The following is a 16,707-nucleotide window of genomic DNA, read 5'->3' as shown; positions in this document are numbered from 1 at the left end:
TGTGGTCCAACCACATCAAGTACCATTGGCCTATGCGCACCCACCAGTTGGTCCTGCACTGGATCGAGGACAGGCTCTCAGCCGGCGACCTGGCGGTCGGCGGCAGGCTCCCGGCGGAGCGCACCTTGGCCGAACAGCTCCAGGTCTCCCGGACTTCGGTACGTGAGGCCATTCGGATCCTCGAAGCCATGGGCGTAGTGCGGTCCGGTGTCGGTTCCGGTCCGGACGCCGGGACGGTCGTGATCTCTGATCCTGCCGCCGCCCTTGGCTCGGCCCTTCGGCTCCATGTGGCCACCCAGCACCTGCCGGTGGCAGACATCGTGGAAACCCGGGTCCTCCTGGAGTCATGGGCTGCCGCCCAGGCGCGCCGGGATGCGCCGGAGCTGGAAGAGGCGGCCACGCTCCTGGCGGCGATGGATGCGCCCGAAGGCCTGTCCGTGGATGATTTCCTGGCCCTTGATGTCCGGTTCCATTTGGCCCTGGCCCACGCGGCCGGCAATGCGGTGGTCAGCGCCATGATGGGATCGCTGCGCGAATCCATCCAGGGGTACGCGGCCCGACTGACCGGAAACCTGCCGGACTGGAACGCCACAGCCTCGCGCCTGCGCACCGAGCACCATGCCATCCTCGCCGCGGTCAAGGAGGGCGATGGGAGCCGGGCAGCCCGGCTGGTGGCCGACCATATCGAGGGGTTCTACAAAGAGGCCGGGCTGGGCGCGGGATAATCCTGGGCGCAGCGTAATGAAAGGCTTAGCCGTGGACCGTGCTGCGGGGCGCCTTGGCGGGGCCCGTGCTGGCCCGGACTTCGAGCCGCGGCTGGTAGTGGCCGCCGGGGGTTCCGGTTGCCTCGTTGCGGATCAACGCCCGGAGCTGCTGCCAGGCCTGCTCTCCCAGTTCGGTGATGGGGACCGCGCCGGTGGTGAGGGCCGGCGTCGTATACCTGGCAAAGGGAATGTCATCGAAGCCCGTTACCGAGATGTCGCCGGGGACGTCCAGCCCGCGTTCGTGGAGGCCGCTCATCAGGCCCATGGCCACCAGGTCGTTGAAGGCAAGGATTCCGGTGGCCCCGCTTGCCAGGACGGCATCAACTGCCCCATGGCCGGTGTCGAAGTCCGAGCCACCGTCCAGCATGGTCACCTCCACCTCGGGGTGGGCCGCCTTGAACGTTTCCAGGCCTTGGAGGCGCATCTCATTGGAGGCGCTGCGGGGCGGGCCCGCGAGGAAGGCCAGGCGGGTGTGGCCCAGCTCCACAAGGTGCCCCGCGATGTCCTGGACGCCCTGGCCGTAGTCCACCACCAGGCTGGGCACGTTCGGCGTGGAGGTGGTGCGGTTGATCAGCACCAGCGGGTGCAGCGAGGGTGCGATCTCCTCCAGTTCCGCATCGGTCATGCGTGGAGCGCACAGGACCAGTCCGTCACAGCGCCTGCGCGCCTCGCCTGCGAGGATGGACTCCTCGCTGGACACTTCGAATGAATCCGCGATAAGCACGCGGTAACCGTCCTGGGCGGCTGCCCGGCTTAGGCCGCGGAGGATCGCCTGGAAGGTGGGGTTGGCCAGGTCCGGCACCACAATCCCTATGGTGTCCGTCTTGCCGAGGGCCAGGCTCCGGCCCACGGGATTGGGCTGGTATTTCAGTTCGGCGGCGGCTGCACGGACCCTGGCGGCAATGTCCGGGTCCACGGTGAAGTTGCCGTTCATGACACGCGAGACCGTGGCATGGGAAACCCCCGCCTTGGCTGCGACATCAGCGATGCCGATCCGGCCGCTTGCCGATTTCCTGGCCATGGGAACCCTTCGTTCGCGCCATCCGCCGGGGCTGCCGCGACCAGTTGGTGTCCGGGCGGCCGGCCGCGATGGCAACCTGCTTTGAATGACAGCATATACGGGGGCAGGAAAGCGATTTCTATGCTTTTCCCAGCCATGTTCCCCGCCCGGCGGCCGGGGACCTGAGCCGGCTGGGAAGAAAGCGCTTTCCTCCAGTACCGGAAATGGTTGACGGATGCCTCGCCGGGTTGGTACAACTTTTATAGACAACCGAGAAAACGCTTTCTCATTTGCTTTCCAATCGGGGCAGCAGAGTGCCGCCGCCAAACCACAGGCGCCGTTCCCACGGCCGCAGATGAGCTTTCGAAAGGGACCCCATGGTCAACACAGCCGAGACGACGTCGGCCGCAGCTGCCGCGCAGGCCAATGCCAAGGACGGCGGGAAGACCCGCATCGCCCTGATCGGCACGGGCGGCCGTTCCGAGATGTACATCCGTGCCATCTACGGCAAGCACGCGGACACCGCCGAACTGGTGGCCTTCTCGGACGTGAACCCGGGTCGCGTGGAGTTCTACCAGAAGCTCATCCAGCAACTGGGCGCGCCGGGACCGGTGGCGTCCTTTGATCCCGCGGACCTGACAGCGTTCATCCAAGCCAACGGCATCGGCCGGATCATCGTCACCACGCCCGATTACACCCACGCCGACTACATCGTGGAGGGGCTCCGGGCCGGTGCGGACGTCGTCGTCGAAAAGCCCTTGACCATTGACGCCGAAAGCTGCCGCCGCATTGTCGAGGCCGTCCACGAGACCGGACGGAACGTGGTGGTCACCTTCAACTACCGCTACTCGCCGCGCAACAGCGCGCTCAAGGAAATCATCCAGAGCGGCGTGATCGGCAAGGTCACCTCGGTTGACTTCAGCTGGGTCCTGGATACCGTCCACGGCGCGGACTACTTCCGGCGGTGGCACCGGGATAAGAAGAACTCCGGTGGCCTCCTCATCCACAAGGCCTCCCACCACTTCGACCTGGTTAACTGGTGGATCGACGACGTCCCGGAGCGGGTCTTCGCCTCCGGCGGCCTGAAGTTCTATGGCGACAAGAACGCCGCCGAACGCGGGCTGGGCCCCCGTCCCGAGCGCGGAACGCCCGACGCCGATGCCCCCGCCGGCGCGAAGGACCCGTTCACTCTGGACCTGAGGGAGGACGAGCGGCTCAAGGCGCTCTTCCTGGACAACGAACACTACGACGGCTACCGCCGCGACCAGGATGTCTTCACCGCGGGCATCACCATTGAGGACAACCTGGCGCTGGTGGTGGAGTACCAGGGCGGGCCGCGCCTGAGCTATTCGCTGAACGCGCACAGCCCGTGGGAGGGCTACCGGGTAGCGGTCAACGGCACCGAGGGCCGGGCCGAGCTTGAAGTGGTGGAACGGGCCGCCGTCCTGCACAGCACAGGCAAGAAGACCGTGGTGGACCCGAGCGCAACCCCCGTGGAGGAAGAGGATGCCGTGCGCCGCAACGGTGAGCGGCTGGTGGTCCAGCGCCACTGGGAGGCCGCGTACGAGGTGCCGATCGTCAACGGTGAAGGCGGCCACGGCGGCGGTGACGATCTCCTGCTCTCGGACCTCTTCAACGGCCCGGGTGAAGACCCGTTGGGCCGTCCCTCCGGATACCTGGACGGGCTGCGCTCGGTGTCCGTGGGTATTGCCGGCAACCGGTCCCTGGAAACGTCCTTGCCCGTGCGCGTCGAGGATTTGGACCTCGGCGTCGACCTTCGTCGCGGCAGGTAGGGGGGGACACCATGAGCAGGATCCTTGTCACCGGCGGCTCCGGCCGCCTGGGACGCAGCGTGGTGGCGGGCCTGGCACAGGCCGGCAACCACATCACCTCCGTGGACCGCGAGGCCGTGCCCGCAGGACTGCTGCCGCCCGGCGTCGTGCAGGAAACCGCGGACCTCCTGGCTCCGGGAGAGGCGCTGCGCCTCCTCCGGGAGGCAAAGCCCGACGCCGTCATCCACCTTGCGGCGATTGCGGTGCCGTTCAGTGCGCCGGAGGACGTCATTTTTGCCACAAACACCCGGCTCGCCTTCGCCGTGATCAGCGCGGCGACGGAGGTGGGGGTGCCCAAAATCATCACGGCCAGCAGCCCCACCGTGCTCGGTTACGGCTCGCCCGCGGGCTGGCTTCCGCCGTCGTTCCCGCTTGATGAACGGACGCCGCCGAAGCCCTGGAACGCCTATGCGCTGTCCAAGCTCATCGCGGAGCAGACCATGCAGATGTTCGCCACAGCCCAGGGGGACAGGATCCGTTATGCCGCGTTCCGCCCCTGCTTCGTCATCTCCCCGGAAGAATGGGAAGGCGCCCCCACGCAGCAGGGCCACACCCTTGCCGAACGGCTCGCCGACCCGGCCCTCTCTGCACCGGCGCTGTTCAACTATGTCGATGCGCGGGACGTGGCGGACTTCCTGGATTTGCTGCTCCAAAAGATGAACGAGATTCCCAACGGGGAAACCTTTTTCGTCGGAGCCGCGGACGCATTGGCAACCGCGCCGCTCGCGGAGCTGATGCCCCGGTTCCTGCCAGGCAGCGAAGCCCTGAGTGCAGGCCTGACCGGAACCAGTCCCGCCTTCTCCATCGCCAAGGCAGAGGAACTCCTGGGCTGGCAGCCGCGGCGCAGCTGGCGCACCGAACTCACGTCCCGACACACCCTCAACGACGAGGCTTCCGCGCTGGTTACTGCCGGCGGCGGGAGCAAGGAGACACCATGAAATTCGACGGCGTACTGTTCTTTCCCGTCACCCCGTTCACGGCCGAAGGCGCCGTTGACGTGGAACTGCTCAAGGAGCACATCGCTTCCCGGCTGCCCTTCGGCCCCGGCGGCGTCTTTCCTGCCTGCGGCACCGGCGAATTCCACGCCCTCAGCATCGATGAGGTCCGCACCGTGGTGGCGGCCGCCGTCGAGGTTGTGGCCGGGAAGGTCCCCGTGGTGGCCGGGGCCGGTGGACCGCTGGGCCACGCCCTCGCCGCCGCCCGCGCCGCGGAGGAAGCCGGCGCCGACGCCCTGCTGGTGCTGCCGCCCTACCTGGTGACCGGCCCCACCGACGGCCTGGTGGCCTACATCGAGGCTGTCGCCGGTGCCAGCAGCCTGCCGGTCATTGTCTACCACCGCGGGAACGCCAAGTTCACCGCTGCGTCCATGGCGAAGCTGGCCGCGAACCCCAAGGTCATTGGCTTCAAGGACGGGCTGGGAGATGTTGGCCTGGCCCAGGAAATCGTGACTGCCGTCAAGGCAACGGGCCGGACGGACTTCGCGTTCTTCAACGGACTCCTCACGGCTGAACTGACCCAGGGCGCCTACCGCGGCCTGGGCATCCCGCTGTACTCCTCCGCGGCGTTCGCCATGGCCCCGGAAATTGCGAAGGCCTACTACGATGCCTATGAGTCCGGGGATGAGGACCGCCGCAACGCCCTGCTCGAAGGGTTCTATGCACCCCTGGTGCGCCTGCGCGACCAGACTCCGGGGTTCGGGGTGTCGCTGGTCAAGGCCGGGCTGCGGCTGGGTGGACTGCCGGTCGGGTCGGTACGCCCGCCGCTGGTGGATCCCACGGAGGACCAACTACTGGAGCTTAAGGCCATCCTCGCCAAGGGCTACGAGCTGGCCGGGCATTGATGAGCGCCCCGGCGGCCGCGGCCACGCGCAGCACCCCACGCATCACAGGCCTGTCCACCCGGCTCCTGACCGTCCCACTCCGCCGGCACTGGGGCGCGGAGGCGCCGGAGAACCACGTGATCGTCACGGAGCTTCACACGGACGACGGCGGTGCGGGGCACGGTTTCTCCTGGACGCCAACCATCGGACCGCAGGCGGTCAAGGCGCTGCTGGACTATGACATCGCGCCCTTTGTCAGCGGCCTGCCGGCGAACCCCGAAGCTGTCTGGGACGCCCTGTGGAAACGGCTGCACGAGGCCGGCGGCGGAGGGCTCACCACCATTGCGATGGCCGGTGTGGACCTTGCGCTGTGGGACCTGCAGGCCCGCCGTGCGGGCACATCCGTCACCGGCCTGCTGGGCCAGCGTCAGGAGTCAGCCGAGGTGTACGGTTCCGGCGTGAACCTGCACTACACCCTGGAAGAGTTGGTGGCGCAGGCCGAACGCTGGGTTGCCGCCGGCCACCAGGCAGTAAAGATCAAAGTGGGCAAGCCGGACCTCCGCGAGGACCGCGAACGCGTTGCCGCCGTCCGCTCCGTCCTGGGTCCGGACCGCAGGCTCATGATCGACGCCAACCAGCGGTGGGACCTGCCCACCACCCTGCGCGCTCTGGAGGTCCTGGCCGAATTCGGGCTGGACTGGCTGGAGGAACCCCTCCGCGCGGACGATCTGTGGGCCTACCGCAGGCTGCGCAAGCATTCACCGGTGCCCATCGCCCTCGGCGAAAATCTGCACACCCTCTACCGGTTCCGCGATTTCATCGAGGCGGAGGCGGTGGACATCATCCAGCCCAACATCATCCGGGTTGGCGGCATTACCCCGTTCCGGCGGATCGTGGAGCTCGCCCGTACCCACAGCATCAAGGTCATGCCGCACCTGCTGCCGGAACTCTCCGGCCAGCTGGCGCTGACCCTGGCGGAGCCCACCCTGGTGGAGGACGTCGAGGAGGCGTCGTTCGAACAGCTGGGGATCCTGGACGCGCCGGCGCCCGTGCGGTTCAGTAACAGCCGGGTGACGCTCACGGACCAGCCCGGACTGGGGTTCCGCTTCCGGGACGCTTTGTAGCCAAGAATTCCAAAAGAACAGGTACCTCACGTGACAACAGCAACACTTTCCCTGTCCGAACTCACCGCTGCCGCCACGGCGGCAGCCAGGACCTCCGCGGCCGCATCTGATGCAGAGCGTGCGGGATGGCTTAACGCGGTGGCCAACGCGCTGGATGCCAACGCCGCCGAACTGGTGGAGATCGCTGATGCCGAGACCAGCCTGGGCGTCCCGCGCCTGACGGGGGAGGTTGCGCGCACCACCGGCCAGCTGCGGCTGTTCGCGGGCGTCATCACCGAGGGCTCCTACCTCGAAGCGATCATCGACCACGCGGACCCCTCAGCCGCCCCGCCCAAGCCCGACCTGCGCCGCATCCTCCGGCCCATCGGCCCCGTCGCGGTGTTCTCAGCCTCGAATTTTCCCTTTGCCTTCTCCGTGGCCGGGGGCGACACCGCCTCGGCGCTCGCCGTCGGCTGTTCCGTGATCGTCAAGGCGCACTCGGGCCACCTCCGCCTTTCGGAACGGACCGCCGCCATCGTCGCGGAAGCCCTGCGCGGGGCGGGTGCACCGGAAGGCCTGTTCGCCCTGGTCAGCGGCCGGGAGGTGGGCACGGCACTGGTGCAGGATCCCGCCATCAAGGCCGTGGGCTTCACCGGGTCCATTCCCGGCGGCCGTGCCCTGTTCGACCTCGCCACCTCCCGTCCGGACCCCATCCCGTTCTATGGGGAGCTGGGCAGCCTGAACCCCGTGGTCATCACGGCGGCCGCGCTGCGGGAGCGCTCCGTGGAACTCGCCGCGGGGCTGGCAGGATCCTTCACCCTTGGTGCCGGCCAGTTCTGCACCAAGCCAGGCCTGGTGTTCATCCCCGCCGGAACGTCCTTCGCGGCAGGCGTGGCGGAAGCCAGCAAGGACAAGGGCGCCCATGCCATGCTGACCAGCCGCATTGCGGAGGCGTACCCGGACGGGCTGCGCAGCTTTGCCTCCGTGGACGGGGTGGACGTGGTGGGCGGCACCGTAGACCAGGACGCAGCCGCCAACGGTGCGGCCCCGGTGGTTTTCGCCACCACCGCCGCCAAGGTGCTGGACAATCCGGGACAATTGCTCGAAGAGTGCTTCGGCCCCACCACCATCCTCATCGAGTATGCGGACCAGGACGAGCTGTCCGCAGTGCTGGCCACGGTCCCGGGAAGCCTGACGGCCACGCTCCACGCCCAGCCCGGCGAGGACATTGCCGGCTTGGTGGAGCAGCTGTCCGGGCTCGCAGGACGTGTACTGTTCGACGGTTGGCCCACGGGTGTCGCCGTCAACTGGGCCCAGCAGCACGGCGGTCCGTACCCGGCCACCACGTCGCTCTTCACCTCGGTGGGCGCGACGGCGGTCCGCAGGTTCCAGCGCCCCGTGGCCTACCAGGACGCCCCGGAACCCGTCCTGCACCCGGCATTGCATGACGGCAACCCGCTGCACATCCCGCGCCGCGTGGACGGTGAGCTGGTGCTTCCGTAATACGCTCTCTCACCGAATACGGGACGAGCACAAATGCTCCCGCAGACCGCCATGACTGTGCGCGCGTTGTAGGGGTGCGAGGCTCCTGGCGACGCGCAAATCTTCCTACGACTCGCAGATTCCCGGACGCGCCCAAATATGGGGTGCGTTAGGGTACGCGCGGGTCGACAGTGAATTTGCGCGTCGATAGCTTTGTTACAGCTGCAGCGTCACCGGCCGGTCCAGCCCGTTCACGGTGGCCACCGGCCAGCGGGGGTCCACGGTAAGGACCTGCAGTCCGGACGCCGTGAGCTGCACCGTATCCTCGATCTTGACGCCGGGACCCGACGGGTTCCAGGTGAAGGCCTGGTTTAGGACCACCGTGTCCGTCGCGGCGGACGTCGCCCGGGGGTCCCGGCCCGCGTAACCGGCAGGGCCGCCCTGATGGTGCTGCTCCCATTGGTCCGCCCCGAAACCATGGCGGACGTAGGCGGCCTGGATCCCGGCGAAGATCCTGTCCAAGCGTGCGCCGGGAACCGTGGCGTCGAAGATGTCTGCCTCAACTGCCGCGATGCGGGCCTCGGCGCTGCGCTCTTCCGGGGTGCCGTCGTCGAACCTGATCCAGCGGGTGATGTTGGCAATGAGGCCGTCGCGGCGGGCGCAGGCCACCGCCACGGCACGCCTGCCGAGAGGGGAATGCGTTGCCAGCGGGTGGCGGAAGGTGCTGCGGGAGCTGCCGTTGCAGAGGAGTACCAGGGGCTCCGCGCCGGCCGCCACCACGCGCCCGGCAAGCGCTGAAGCGAGTTCGAATTCCGTGGTGTCCGGCCGGGCGGCGGACAGGACGTCCGTCATGATGCCTGCCAGCTCCGCGCCCAGATGGGAGTAGCGGGCGCTCTCCGCGGGGAGGAGCTGCTGCCGGGCGGCGCGCAGTTGTACGGCAGCGTCCGCCTCCGCCAGCGGTGGAGCGGTGGAACTGCCGACGGCGGCCGCAGCCTGGTGCAGGTCCCCGTACCAGGGGACGGTGTGCAGGTTGACACCGGCTGGCAGCTCTTCGGCAGCAATCCGGGCAGCTTCGTTGTTGAACGTCACCAGATGGTCGCCATCGCGGTCCACCAGGAGGGCGGCGATGGGATCTCCGGCCAGGCTGATGTGCACCCGGCTGCCGTCCAGGTACCAGGTGAGGGCCGTGTTCGTGGTCAGGAGCAAGGAGTCGCGGCCCGCGGCATCCAGGATGTCCAGCACCCGGCGCCGCTTGATGGCGCGGTCTGCCGGCGCGCCTGGAGCCACACGCGGCTCCCGCCGGAGAGCGGCAGTGGTTGTTGTTTGGCTCATGACGGGTCTCCCTGCTGGTGGGTCAATGTTTCGACGTCGGGCGTGGCCAGGATTCCGTCGGCCACAAAAACGGTGATGCTGCGCCGCACTGGGCTGCCTGGCCGGGCAATCACAGGTGAGTCCCACGCCAGGGCCTGCCCCACGCCGGGGTAGCCGTCCACCCGCACGAACCACGGGTCCGCAGCATCGTTAGGGGCGACGAACACCAAGGTGGCCGGGCCGCCGTCGAACGTTCCCGCCCAGGTGATCCAGCGCGTGACGCTGCCGTGCGTTGCCGGCTCGCCGCTTCCTGCCGGCGTCCAGACCGTGGCGCCTTCGCATGCGGGCAGGCGCCAGAAGAACCCGCCGTATCCGCCCCCGAACCGGCCGTTGGATCCCGGGCTGCCAAGGCTGACAGGCTTGTTTCCGGCGGGGGAGAGGGCGAAGTCCAGGGACAGGCGCCAGATGGCGGGCGCGACGCCGGACCACGCCCAGGTGCGTTCCTCCAGGAGGATGGGTGCGCCGTCCGGGCCGTTCCAGCTCAAGGTCTCCTGCAGCCGTCCGGGCAGGCCATCGCGCGCATCATGCTGCCCGGCGGTGGTGCCGGTGACCGTGATGCTGCCGTGGTCCGGGCGCCAGACGTATTGGCCGGCTTCGCGGGTGTAGGTGCGTCCGCCCCAGAAGTTCACGCCGTCCACATCCTGCAGGGCCACCCCGGCGCCCAGATGCCACACATGGTCCAGTGGCTGGTGGTCCGTGACCACGGTGCCGCCCAGGGTGCGGACCGGGTGCAGATAGGGGCGCGGGGACGAGACTGCACGGACATGGCTGCCGTCCTGGTACTCGGCTACGGGCCTGCCGTCCACGCTCAGCGTGTGGACTGGCGGAAGGTGGCGGGCCCAGGGGACGCCCAATTCGGCGAACGTAGCCTGCGCCTTGACGGCCCGCTGGATCAGGTCCGCTATGCCGCGAACCACGGGGTGGGCGTCGTCTCCCCCGCCTTCCCAGGCCAGGTGTTCGGCGCCTATCGGGGCCGGGTCCGGTGAAGTGCGGATGGCCTCCAGCACGGTGGTGAACGCACCGGTATCCTCCAACCCACACAGCAGCGGCACGCCGGTGGCGCGGGAGGCGAGCAGGTTCTCCAGCAGGTCGGTCCGGCCGTACGACTCCCGGCGCTCGCCGTCCGGGGTAGTGATGACCACCTCGTCTTTCGTGTAGGAAAGGGTAATGTCGCCCAGCGTTCCGTGCACGGTGACGGTGGGGTCCAGCTGTTCCGGCGCGCAGAGCGTCAGGGCGCACAACAGCGTGGTTCCCGGCGCGGTGCGGACCCGGATGATGGAGGTGTCATCGCTTTCGGTGTCATTGGCCCGGTACAGGTCAGTTTCCACGGAGGCGACGTCGGCAGCAGTGTGCGCCCCGGCCAGATGCAGCCCGGTGGCAACGGCGTGGGCCAGCGCATTGGTTGCCACGCCATCCACCACATCCGTGCCGTCCAGGTTGCGTTTTCCGGCCCAGCGCGACCGCTTGAAATAGGCCTTGGTCCGCAGCCACTGGCCGCTGGCGCTCATGCCCAGGACGGTGCCGATGTTCCCTGCCTCCACCATCTCCCTGATGGCCGGCAAGGCGTGGGACCCCAGGCTCTGGAAGCCCACCTGGACCAGGCGGCCATTGCCGTTCGCGGCAGCAACGACCTGCTCGAACTGGGCCAGCGACGCCACCGGCGGCTTTTCGACGTAGACGTCCATTCCGGCTTCCAGCGCCGCGGCCGCCAGCGGGGCATGCGTCTGGATCGGGGTGGCAATAATGACGACGTCGGCGCCCGGCCGGGCGGCCAGCAGCGCGGCGAAATCGGGGAACACGGCGACCGACCCGGCGAGGGTGCCGGGGTGCGGCGGATTGGGATCGGCAACAGCTACCAGTTCCAGTGCGCCGGTTTTTTCAAGCCGGGCCAGGTTGGCGAGGTGATGTTCGCCGAAGCCATGTACGCCCACAAGTGCCACCCGCGGGACGGAGGCAGCAGCGCCCTGTTGGTGCGTCGGGTCCGCGGCGGTGGAATGCTGTGTGGTCATCGGGGTCCTTGGGGAGAGGTGGGAAGGGGTTGCGGGGCCAAGGCTTGCGTCAGGAAATGGAGGGCTTCGTCCTGCATGGCAGCAGTGAATACGTGGCCTCCGGGCCAAAAGCTGCCCGTGTACCTGCCGGTGCCGGCATGCATTGATTCCAGCAGTTGGTGTGCCCGGCGCATGCCGTCCTCGGGAAAGAGTTCATCGGCAAGGGCGTACTCCACCAGGAACCGGGCCGCCGCCGACCTGCCGCTAAGCTCCGGCCAGTCGCCCAGTTTCCACAGGCCGGGAGTCTGAAGCAGCCACGAGTGTGCGTCCAGGTAGGCGGGGAAGAGGGATTCGAAGGTGGTCATCATGCATGCCACCACGGAGGCCCGGATCCGGGGGCTCAGGGCAGCCAGGGTGAGCGAGCGGCCCCCTCCGCCGGAGAATCCGATGCAGCCCAGCCGGTCCTGGTCCACGCCGGGCCGGGCGGCCAGGACTTCCAGGGCGGCGAGGTCGTCATGTGCCACCATGCCTGCCAGGCTGGTGCCCAGCAGCCCTGCCGCTTTGGCAATCGTGTCCTCGTGGAAGCCCGCGGCCCCGTTGTATTCGTCCGCAGCGGAAGGAGCGACGCCGTCCTCCCGCCATTGCGCGTGCTGCGCCGCCGCTGCCGCTGCAGTGCGCCATGGAGCTGAGGAGAGGTCGAAGCGGCGGCTGCCCCAGGCGAAGGTGTCATGGGCCAGGACAACAAAGCCCCTTCGGGCGGTGTCAGTAGCCAGGGCGCGGCCGTCGTAGTGCCCGGCACGGGCGGATGCGGCTGACGGATGGTTATCGGGAAGCTCCACCAGCCGGTCCGCGCCGCCGAACTTGTTGCCGCCGTGGCAGTGCAGTGCCAGGACGCCCGGCAGGGGACCTGAGTGCCCGGCAGGCCGCACCAGCCAGCCCGTGGTGCGGGGCCCAAAGCCCAACTGCCAGCTGAGCTGGGAGGTGGTGGCGCCGTCGTGCGTGTGTTCCCAATGCACCGTCACATCCGGCGGTGCCACCGGACCCGGTACACCCAGGGCGTCCGATAGTTCCTGCGCCGCCGCTGCCGACGCCCGGTGCCCGGGTTTGCTGCGCACGTAGGCCGGCCAGTCCTCGTAGCCGGCGATGGCACTGGGCCTTGGTGTTGGGCTCATTGGGGCCGGCTCCTTCCTTGGAATGCGTATTCATGGACCGTGACGCCGGCTGTCTTACGGGAGGCATGACCACCAAGAAAACGGTTTCTCTCAACTTAACAAAGGGTTGTTGGCGCGTCAACAAGCGGTATCCCCAGGCCGTGCGGCGCCCTTGGGGTCCAGGCCGAACGCTTAGGGACAGGGGTTCCGTTGCCTCAAATCCTTCAACCTCCCCAGCATCTTGTTCTACAAGTTCTAAGCTTGTATTATCAGTTGTGGAAAGCGCTTTCATGCTTCGCCTTCCTTAGTTCAGCCCCCATCCCCGACAGATCAACGATGATCGGAGTACACAGTGCCACGTTCACCCCGCCCCGCGGCGTCTGCACATCAGCCCCCAAGGGCTCCCGCACCAGGCGCGCCCCGCCGTCCCGGGAAGGGCCGGGTCCGATGGGCGATAGCGGTTGCTGCCGCGACGGCAGCCGTCCTGGCCCTCAGCGCCTGCGGCGGGGGAGCAGCACCGAAAAGCGCGGACGGCAAAGTGGAACTTCGCTTCACTTGGTGGGGAGGTGACAAACGGGCGCAGTTGACCCAGGCGGCCATCGCAGCGTTCGAGGCCGAAAATCCCAACATCACGGTCAAGCCGGAGTTCGGTGACTGGAGTGGCTACTGGGACAAACTTGCCACCCAGACGGCGGCCAACGATGCTCCCGACGTCATCCAGATGGACGAAAAGTACATTACCGAATACTCGAGCCGAGGCGCGCTCCTTGACCTCTCCAAGTACGGCATCGACACCTCAAAGCTTGACGAGGCAGCGCTGAATGCAGGCAGGAGCGATAAGGGATTGACCGGTATTGCCGCCGGCATCAACGCGGCCACCATCCTGGCCAACCCCGCGGTCTTCCAGGCAGCCGGCGTACCACTGCCGGACGACTCCACGTGGACCTGGGAGGATTTTGGGCGCATCGCGGCCGACATTACTGCCAAGTCCCCGAAAGGTACGTACGGTTCGGCCGCCTACGGAACCGACGAGGCCTCCCTGGGTGTGTGGCTGCGACAGAACGGAAAGTCGCTCTACACCCCTGATGGCAAGCTGGGCTTCGAACCGGCCGACATCGCCGGCTGGTGGGCATTCCTGAAGCAGTTGAGCCAAAACAAGGCCGTACCGCCTGCTGCCGAAGTGGTGGAGGCTGATGCCGCGCCGCTGGACCAGAGCGGCCTGGCAACCGGAAAGAACGCGATGGCCTTCTGGTGGTCCAACCAGGCTCCGGCGCTGGAAAAGGCCTCCGGCGGCGACCTGAAGATCCTGCGCTTCCCCTCCAAAGCCGGTGCCGCCGATGAGGCGAAGCTTTGGTATAAGGCCTCGCAGTTCTGGTCCGCCTCCTCACGCACCAAACACCCGCAGGAAGCGGCAAAGTTCATCGATTTCCTCACCAACAATGTGAAGGCCGGCGAGGCACTCCTGGCGGACCGCGGCGTTTATCCTAACTCGGATGTCCGTGCAGCCATCGCGCCCAAGCTGACTCCGGCCGATACCAAGGTGGTCAAGTTCATCGACGAGATCAAGGATGAACTGGGAGAGGCTCCGGCCCCGCCGCCCAAGGGTGCAGGTGCCATCCAGGAGATCATCAAGCGGTACACCTCAGAGGTCCTCTTTGAACGCTTGTCCACGGACGAGGCCGGCAAGAAGGCCACTGACGAAATGAAAACAACCATCCGCAGCTAGGCCACTGGGAACATATTCAAACCCGGTTCTGCCCCGGGGACCAACGGTTCCTCCGGGGCAGAGCTGCCCAATGGCGGAGCTGTTGAGGAAGGTCCTGCTGACTGACGCTGGTGCCCTACGGGACGCTGCTCTCCCTGGGCCGTAACCGCTGCCGACCCTCCGCCGGTCCGTGGGCGCGGGGTGCAGACACCCTTCCCAGCACGTGGCCAGCGGGGCTCTTCAAATGCTGGCCAGGATCCAGCCGGTGCTCACCCCGAAGCGGCAGGAAATCATTGACCTCCCGCTGCGGCACGTCGGCAGACGGCAGGCCGGCCGTAAGAAGTGAGCGCCCGGGGAGTGGTGGGGCGGTGGAGTGGTAGGTGTGGCCGGTGGGGGTGGTGGTTGCGACGGTATGCCGCTGTCCCTGGATGGTTTGGGCCGTCCAGCCGGGGGTTTCTTTGGTGTGGTTGCAGGCTTCGCACAAACCTTGGCCGTTGTTGGCGTTGGTGGGTCCACCGGTGTGCCAGGCGGTGATGTGGTCGTGGTGCCTGATGGGGGCGTCGCAGTACGGGGTGCGGCAGGTGTCGTCCCGGACCTGGAGAAACCGTTTCAACCCGGCCGGGAAGAGCCGGGCTGTGGAGTCCATCGCCACGAGCTCGCCGCTGCCCGGGGCGGTGTAAAGCCGCCGGACCCACAGGTCGAGTTCTTCCATACCCGACCGCCCGGCCAGTGGGTTGGCCGCGGCTGGCCCCCCGGCGAGGGCGATGGCCCGAGCCGGTTCTGCCGGGAGGGTGCCGTAGCCGGGGAGCCGTGCTGGTTCTGCGTCGGCCCGGAAGAGGGTACGGTCGGTCATGACGAGCTGGATCTGAACCCCGGTGATGCCGCCGGGGGCGCCGGTGAGGCGTTCGATGAGGGTGTCGGCCATGACCTGCCCGCGGGACCGGTCATCTCCGGCCGCCCGGGCGGTGTCGGCGTCCCGGACCAGGGCGGCGTAGGCGGCCACGCCCTGGGCGACCGGGAGGAGCGCGGTCAGGTAGGTCATGGTGTCCGGGGCCGGGCGCAGGCTCACGGCCCGCTCGCTCACGGCCCGGGCGGCGCGTTTGGCGACGGAGGCCGGGTCCCGCCGGTACGCCGCGGCGCGGACGGCGGCGATGATCGCTTTGTCTCCCGCACCGCCCAGGGCGCCGGTATCGGCGGCGAGTTCCTCATCTACCCCGGCCCGGTCCCCGGGCGTGAGGCAGATGGTTTCCTTCACGATCAGGGTGGTCCGCCACTCATTGAGCAGCCCGGCACGGAACGCGGCGAACGTGTGCGGCATCCCGGTCAACGCCTTGGCCAGGCCCAGCAGCCGGGAACCCCGGGCCGGGGACTCCCGCCTTGCCAGGGCGATCTGCGCCGCGACCCCGGCACCCTGATCGGCGGCCGGGACCCCGGCGTCGGCCTGTTCCCGCCGCTGGGACAGATCAAAAGCCACAGCGGCCTCAGCCTGCCGGGCACCGGCAAAGCACTTAAACTTCTCCAGCCCGCGAATCTGGTCAATCAACCCCGCACCCTCAGCAGCAAGGGGAACACGGGCCAACAAATTCAGCACATCAGCGATGCAAGGCACTCGAGGCTTCGCCTCCAGTACTTTTGCTCCCACTTCAACCGCTTCCATAAGCAGAGTCTTCCAGCACCCTCTGACAATTCCGACGGCCTCTACGTCCTATGTGGAAAAGGCGGCTTCTATCAAACGTCGCCTGCCGTGGCGCGCCTGTCACCCCTGCAGCGCCGCGCCGCAGTTCTACCGCGACCGCGGATGGGTGAATCATGTGCCCTGGCACCATTTCCCACAGTTCCTGCCGTGGTCGAAAATCCTGTGGCCGGCGGACAGAGGTGGGTCATGGCGACGGAAATGGACTTCGACTCCACAGTGGTGGCGGGCGCCCGGCAACTCGTATCTGCACTAGTGCAGGACCCTTTGAGCAAAGCGATACCCCGTGGCAGCGAGTTCAATAACTGTTGGTAGCGGCGTTGCTGGCCCTCCGCACGCACACAGGACTGCCAATAGCGTGAGGGTCAGTGATGAGATCCCCATTTTCCGGCCATACGCCCCACCCCGGTCCCCAAGCAGGCCCACAGAATATGCCTTGGGAAACGCGATTACTGCGATAGCTGATGGACGACGCTCGGTATGAAGCCCAAAGTGCTGATCAATGCCAGCGTGGCAATGCAGTACCCAACGGCGAGAGCAGCGATTGCCAGCCCTTTTCCTCGCTCATCTTTGAGTTGGATCTGATTGAGGGCGACGTGCCCGGCGCCCACTGCAAAGACGGCAAGAACCGCGACTCCAAAAACCCAGAAACCTGATGCTGCTACGACAGCAAAAACAATCGATGCAACAGCCAGTTTGTTCAGTCGATGCGTTGCCGTGTGAGTCGCGTATGCGGGTCTACTCATTTGGTCCCCCAACCTAGTTGTGAGAGTGAGTCTAGCTCTGGGCCGTCGTCCCC

13 protein-coding genes are annotated in these 16,707 nt (G+C 67.4%); 7 read left to right on the top strand and 6 right to left on the bottom strand.

What is annotated here, in order from left to right:
- Positions 1 to 32 precede the first annotated feature (32 nt).
- Positions 33 to 725 carry a FadR/GntR family transcriptional regulator gene (locus J2T23_RS10300; protein ID WP_307359672.1) on the top strand — a complete coding sequence of 231 codons (693 nt, stop codon included), beginning with the start codon at positions 33 to 35 and terminating at the stop codon, positions 723 to 725.
- Positions 726 to 750: 25 nt separating this feature from the next.
- On the opposite strand, the gene J2T23_RS10295 is transcribed toward J2T23_RS10300, so the two are convergent.
- Positions 751 to 1,785: a LacI family DNA-binding transcriptional regulator gene (locus tag J2T23_RS10295; RefSeq protein WP_141159399.1), complete on the bottom strand. Its 1,035-nt coding sequence runs from the start codon at positions 1,783 to 1,785 to the stop codon at positions 751 to 753.
- A 356-nt stretch (positions 1,786 to 2,141) separates the two neighbouring features.
- On the opposite strand from J2T23_RS10295, the gene J2T23_RS10290 reads away from it, so the two are divergent.
- Genes J2T23_RS10290 through J2T23_RS10270 form a run of 5 tightly spaced genes read left to right on the top strand, consistent with a single transcriptional unit; the run spans position 2,142 to position 8,021 of the window.
- Positions 2,142 to 3,557, top strand: coding sequence for a Gfo/Idh/MocA family protein (locus tag J2T23_RS10290; RefSeq protein WP_307359669.1), 1,416 nt, complete (start codon positions 2,142 to 2,144; stop codon positions 3,555 to 3,557).
- 11 nt (positions 3,558 to 3,568) lie between these two features.
- Positions 3,569 to 4,534, top strand: coding sequence for an NAD-dependent epimerase/dehydratase family protein (locus J2T23_RS10285; protein WP_307359666.1), 966 nt, complete (start codon positions 3,569 to 3,571; stop codon positions 4,532 to 4,534).
- On the top strand, positions 4,531 to 5,436 hold the full coding sequence (locus J2T23_RS10280; RefSeq protein ID WP_307359664.1) for a 5-dehydro-4-deoxyglucarate dehydratase: 906 nt from the start codon (positions 4,531 to 4,533) through the stop codon (positions 5,434 to 5,436). The genes J2T23_RS10285 and J2T23_RS10280 overlap by 4 nt, the downstream gene beginning before the upstream one ends.
- Entirely contained in the window at positions 5,436 to 6,539 is a 1,104-nt protein-coding gene (locus tag J2T23_RS10275; RefSeq protein WP_307359661.1) for a mandelate racemase/muconate lactonizing enzyme family protein, read from the top strand. The genes J2T23_RS10280 and J2T23_RS10275 overlap by 1 nt, the downstream gene beginning before the upstream one ends.
- A gap of 30 nt (positions 6,540 to 6,569) precedes the next feature.
- Positions 6,570 to 8,021, top strand: coding sequence for an aldehyde dehydrogenase (NADP(+)) (locus J2T23_RS10270; RefSeq protein WP_307359659.1), 1,452 nt, complete (start codon positions 6,570 to 6,572; stop codon positions 8,019 to 8,021).
- A gap of 195 nt (positions 8,022 to 8,216) precedes the next feature.
- On the opposite strand, the gene J2T23_RS10265 is transcribed toward J2T23_RS10270, so the two are convergent.
- The 3 genes from J2T23_RS10265 to J2T23_RS10255 are packed head-to-tail and all read right to left on the bottom strand — an operon-like array spanning position 8,217 to position 12,531.
- Positions 8,217 to 9,332 (bottom strand): M24 family metallopeptidase, encoded by a 1,116-nt coding sequence (locus J2T23_RS10265; RefSeq protein WP_307359656.1) that lies wholly within the window; start codon positions 9,330 to 9,332, stop codon positions 8,217 to 8,219.
- Positions 9,329 to 11,380, bottom strand: coding sequence for a DUF6807 family protein (locus tag J2T23_RS10260; RefSeq protein ID WP_307359654.1), 2,052 nt, complete (start codon positions 11,378 to 11,380; stop codon positions 9,329 to 9,331). The genes J2T23_RS10265 and J2T23_RS10260 overlap by 4 nt, the downstream gene beginning before the upstream one ends.
- Positions 11,377 to 12,531: an acetylxylan esterase gene (locus tag J2T23_RS10255; RefSeq protein ID WP_307359652.1), complete on the bottom strand. Its 1,155-nt coding sequence runs from the start codon at positions 12,529 to 12,531 to the stop codon at positions 11,377 to 11,379. Before J2T23_RS10255 ends, J2T23_RS10260 begins: the two co-directional genes overlap by 4 nt.
- Before the next feature lie 331 nt (positions 12,532 to 12,862).
- Between J2T23_RS10255 and J2T23_RS10250 the strand changes: the two genes are divergently transcribed.
- On the top strand, positions 12,863 to 14,236 hold the full coding sequence (locus J2T23_RS10250; protein ID WP_370871433.1) for an ABC transporter substrate-binding protein: 1,374 nt from the start codon (positions 12,863 to 12,865) through the stop codon (positions 14,234 to 14,236).
- Positions 14,237 to 14,351: 115 nt separating this feature from the next.
- On the opposite strand, the gene J2T23_RS10245 is transcribed toward J2T23_RS10250, so the two are convergent.
- The gene (locus tag J2T23_RS10245; protein ID WP_307359650.1) at positions 14,352 to 15,872 is read right to left on the bottom strand and encodes an HNH endonuclease; all 1,521 of its coding nucleotides are present in this window, start codon (positions 15,870 to 15,872) and stop codon (positions 14,352 to 14,354) included.
- 485 nt (positions 15,873 to 16,357) lie between these two features.
- On the bottom strand, positions 16,358 to 16,654 hold the full coding sequence (locus J2T23_RS10240) for a DUF4190 domain-containing protein (protein ID WP_307359647.1): 297 nt from the start codon (positions 16,652 to 16,654) through the stop codon (positions 16,358 to 16,360).
- Positions 16,655 to 16,707 lie beyond the last annotated feature (53 nt).

Origin of the sequence: Pseudarthrobacter niigatensis (assembly GCF_030812615.1) — a bacterium.
Classification (GTDB): domain Bacteria; phylum Actinomycetota; class Actinomycetes; order Actinomycetales; family Micrococcaceae; genus Arthrobacter; species Arthrobacter niigatensis.
Note: the sequence above shows the minus strand (reverse complement) of the source record. Positions and strands in the feature narration are given on the sequence as shown.

Coding starts and splice junctions, on each gene's coding strand:
- J2T23_RS10265 (WP_307359656.1), bottom strand. CDS start 9,332: ATGAGCCAAACAACAACCACTGCCGCTCTCCGGCGGGAGCCGCGTGTG.
- J2T23_RS10290 (WP_307359669.1), top strand. CDS start 2,142: ATGGTCAACACAGCCGAGACGACGTCGGCCGCAGCTGCCGCGCAGGCC.
- J2T23_RS10245 (WP_307359650.1), bottom strand. CDS start 15,872: ATGGAAGCGGTTGAAGTGGGAGCAAAAGTACTGGAGGCGAAGCCTCGA.
- J2T23_RS10295 (WP_141159399.1), bottom strand. CDS start 1,785: ATGGCCAGGAAATCGGCAAGCGGCCGGATCGGCATCGCTGATGTCGCA.
- J2T23_RS10280 (WP_307359664.1), top strand. CDS start 4,531: ATGAAATTCGACGGCGTACTGTTCTTTCCCGTCACCCCGTTCACGGCC.
- J2T23_RS10255 (WP_307359652.1), bottom strand. CDS start 12,531: ATGAGCCCAACACCAAGGCCCAGTGCCATCGCCGGCTACGAGGACTGG.
- J2T23_RS10240 (WP_307359647.1), bottom strand. CDS start 16,654: ATGAGTAGACCCGCATACGCGACTCACACGGCAACGCATCGACTGAAC.
- J2T23_RS10285 (WP_307359666.1), top strand. CDS start 3,569: ATGAGCAGGATCCTTGTCACCGGCGGCTCCGGCCGCCTGGGACGCAGC.
- J2T23_RS10300 (WP_307359672.1), top strand. CDS start 33: ATGCGCACCCACCAGTTGGTCCTGCACTGGATCGAGGACAGGCTCTCA.
- J2T23_RS10275 (WP_307359661.1), top strand. CDS start 5,436: ATGAGCGCCCCGGCGGCCGCGGCCACGCGCAGCACCCCACGCATCACA.
- J2T23_RS10260 (WP_307359654.1), bottom strand. CDS start 11,380: ATGACCACACAGCATTCCACCGCCGCGGACCCGACGCACCAACAGGGC.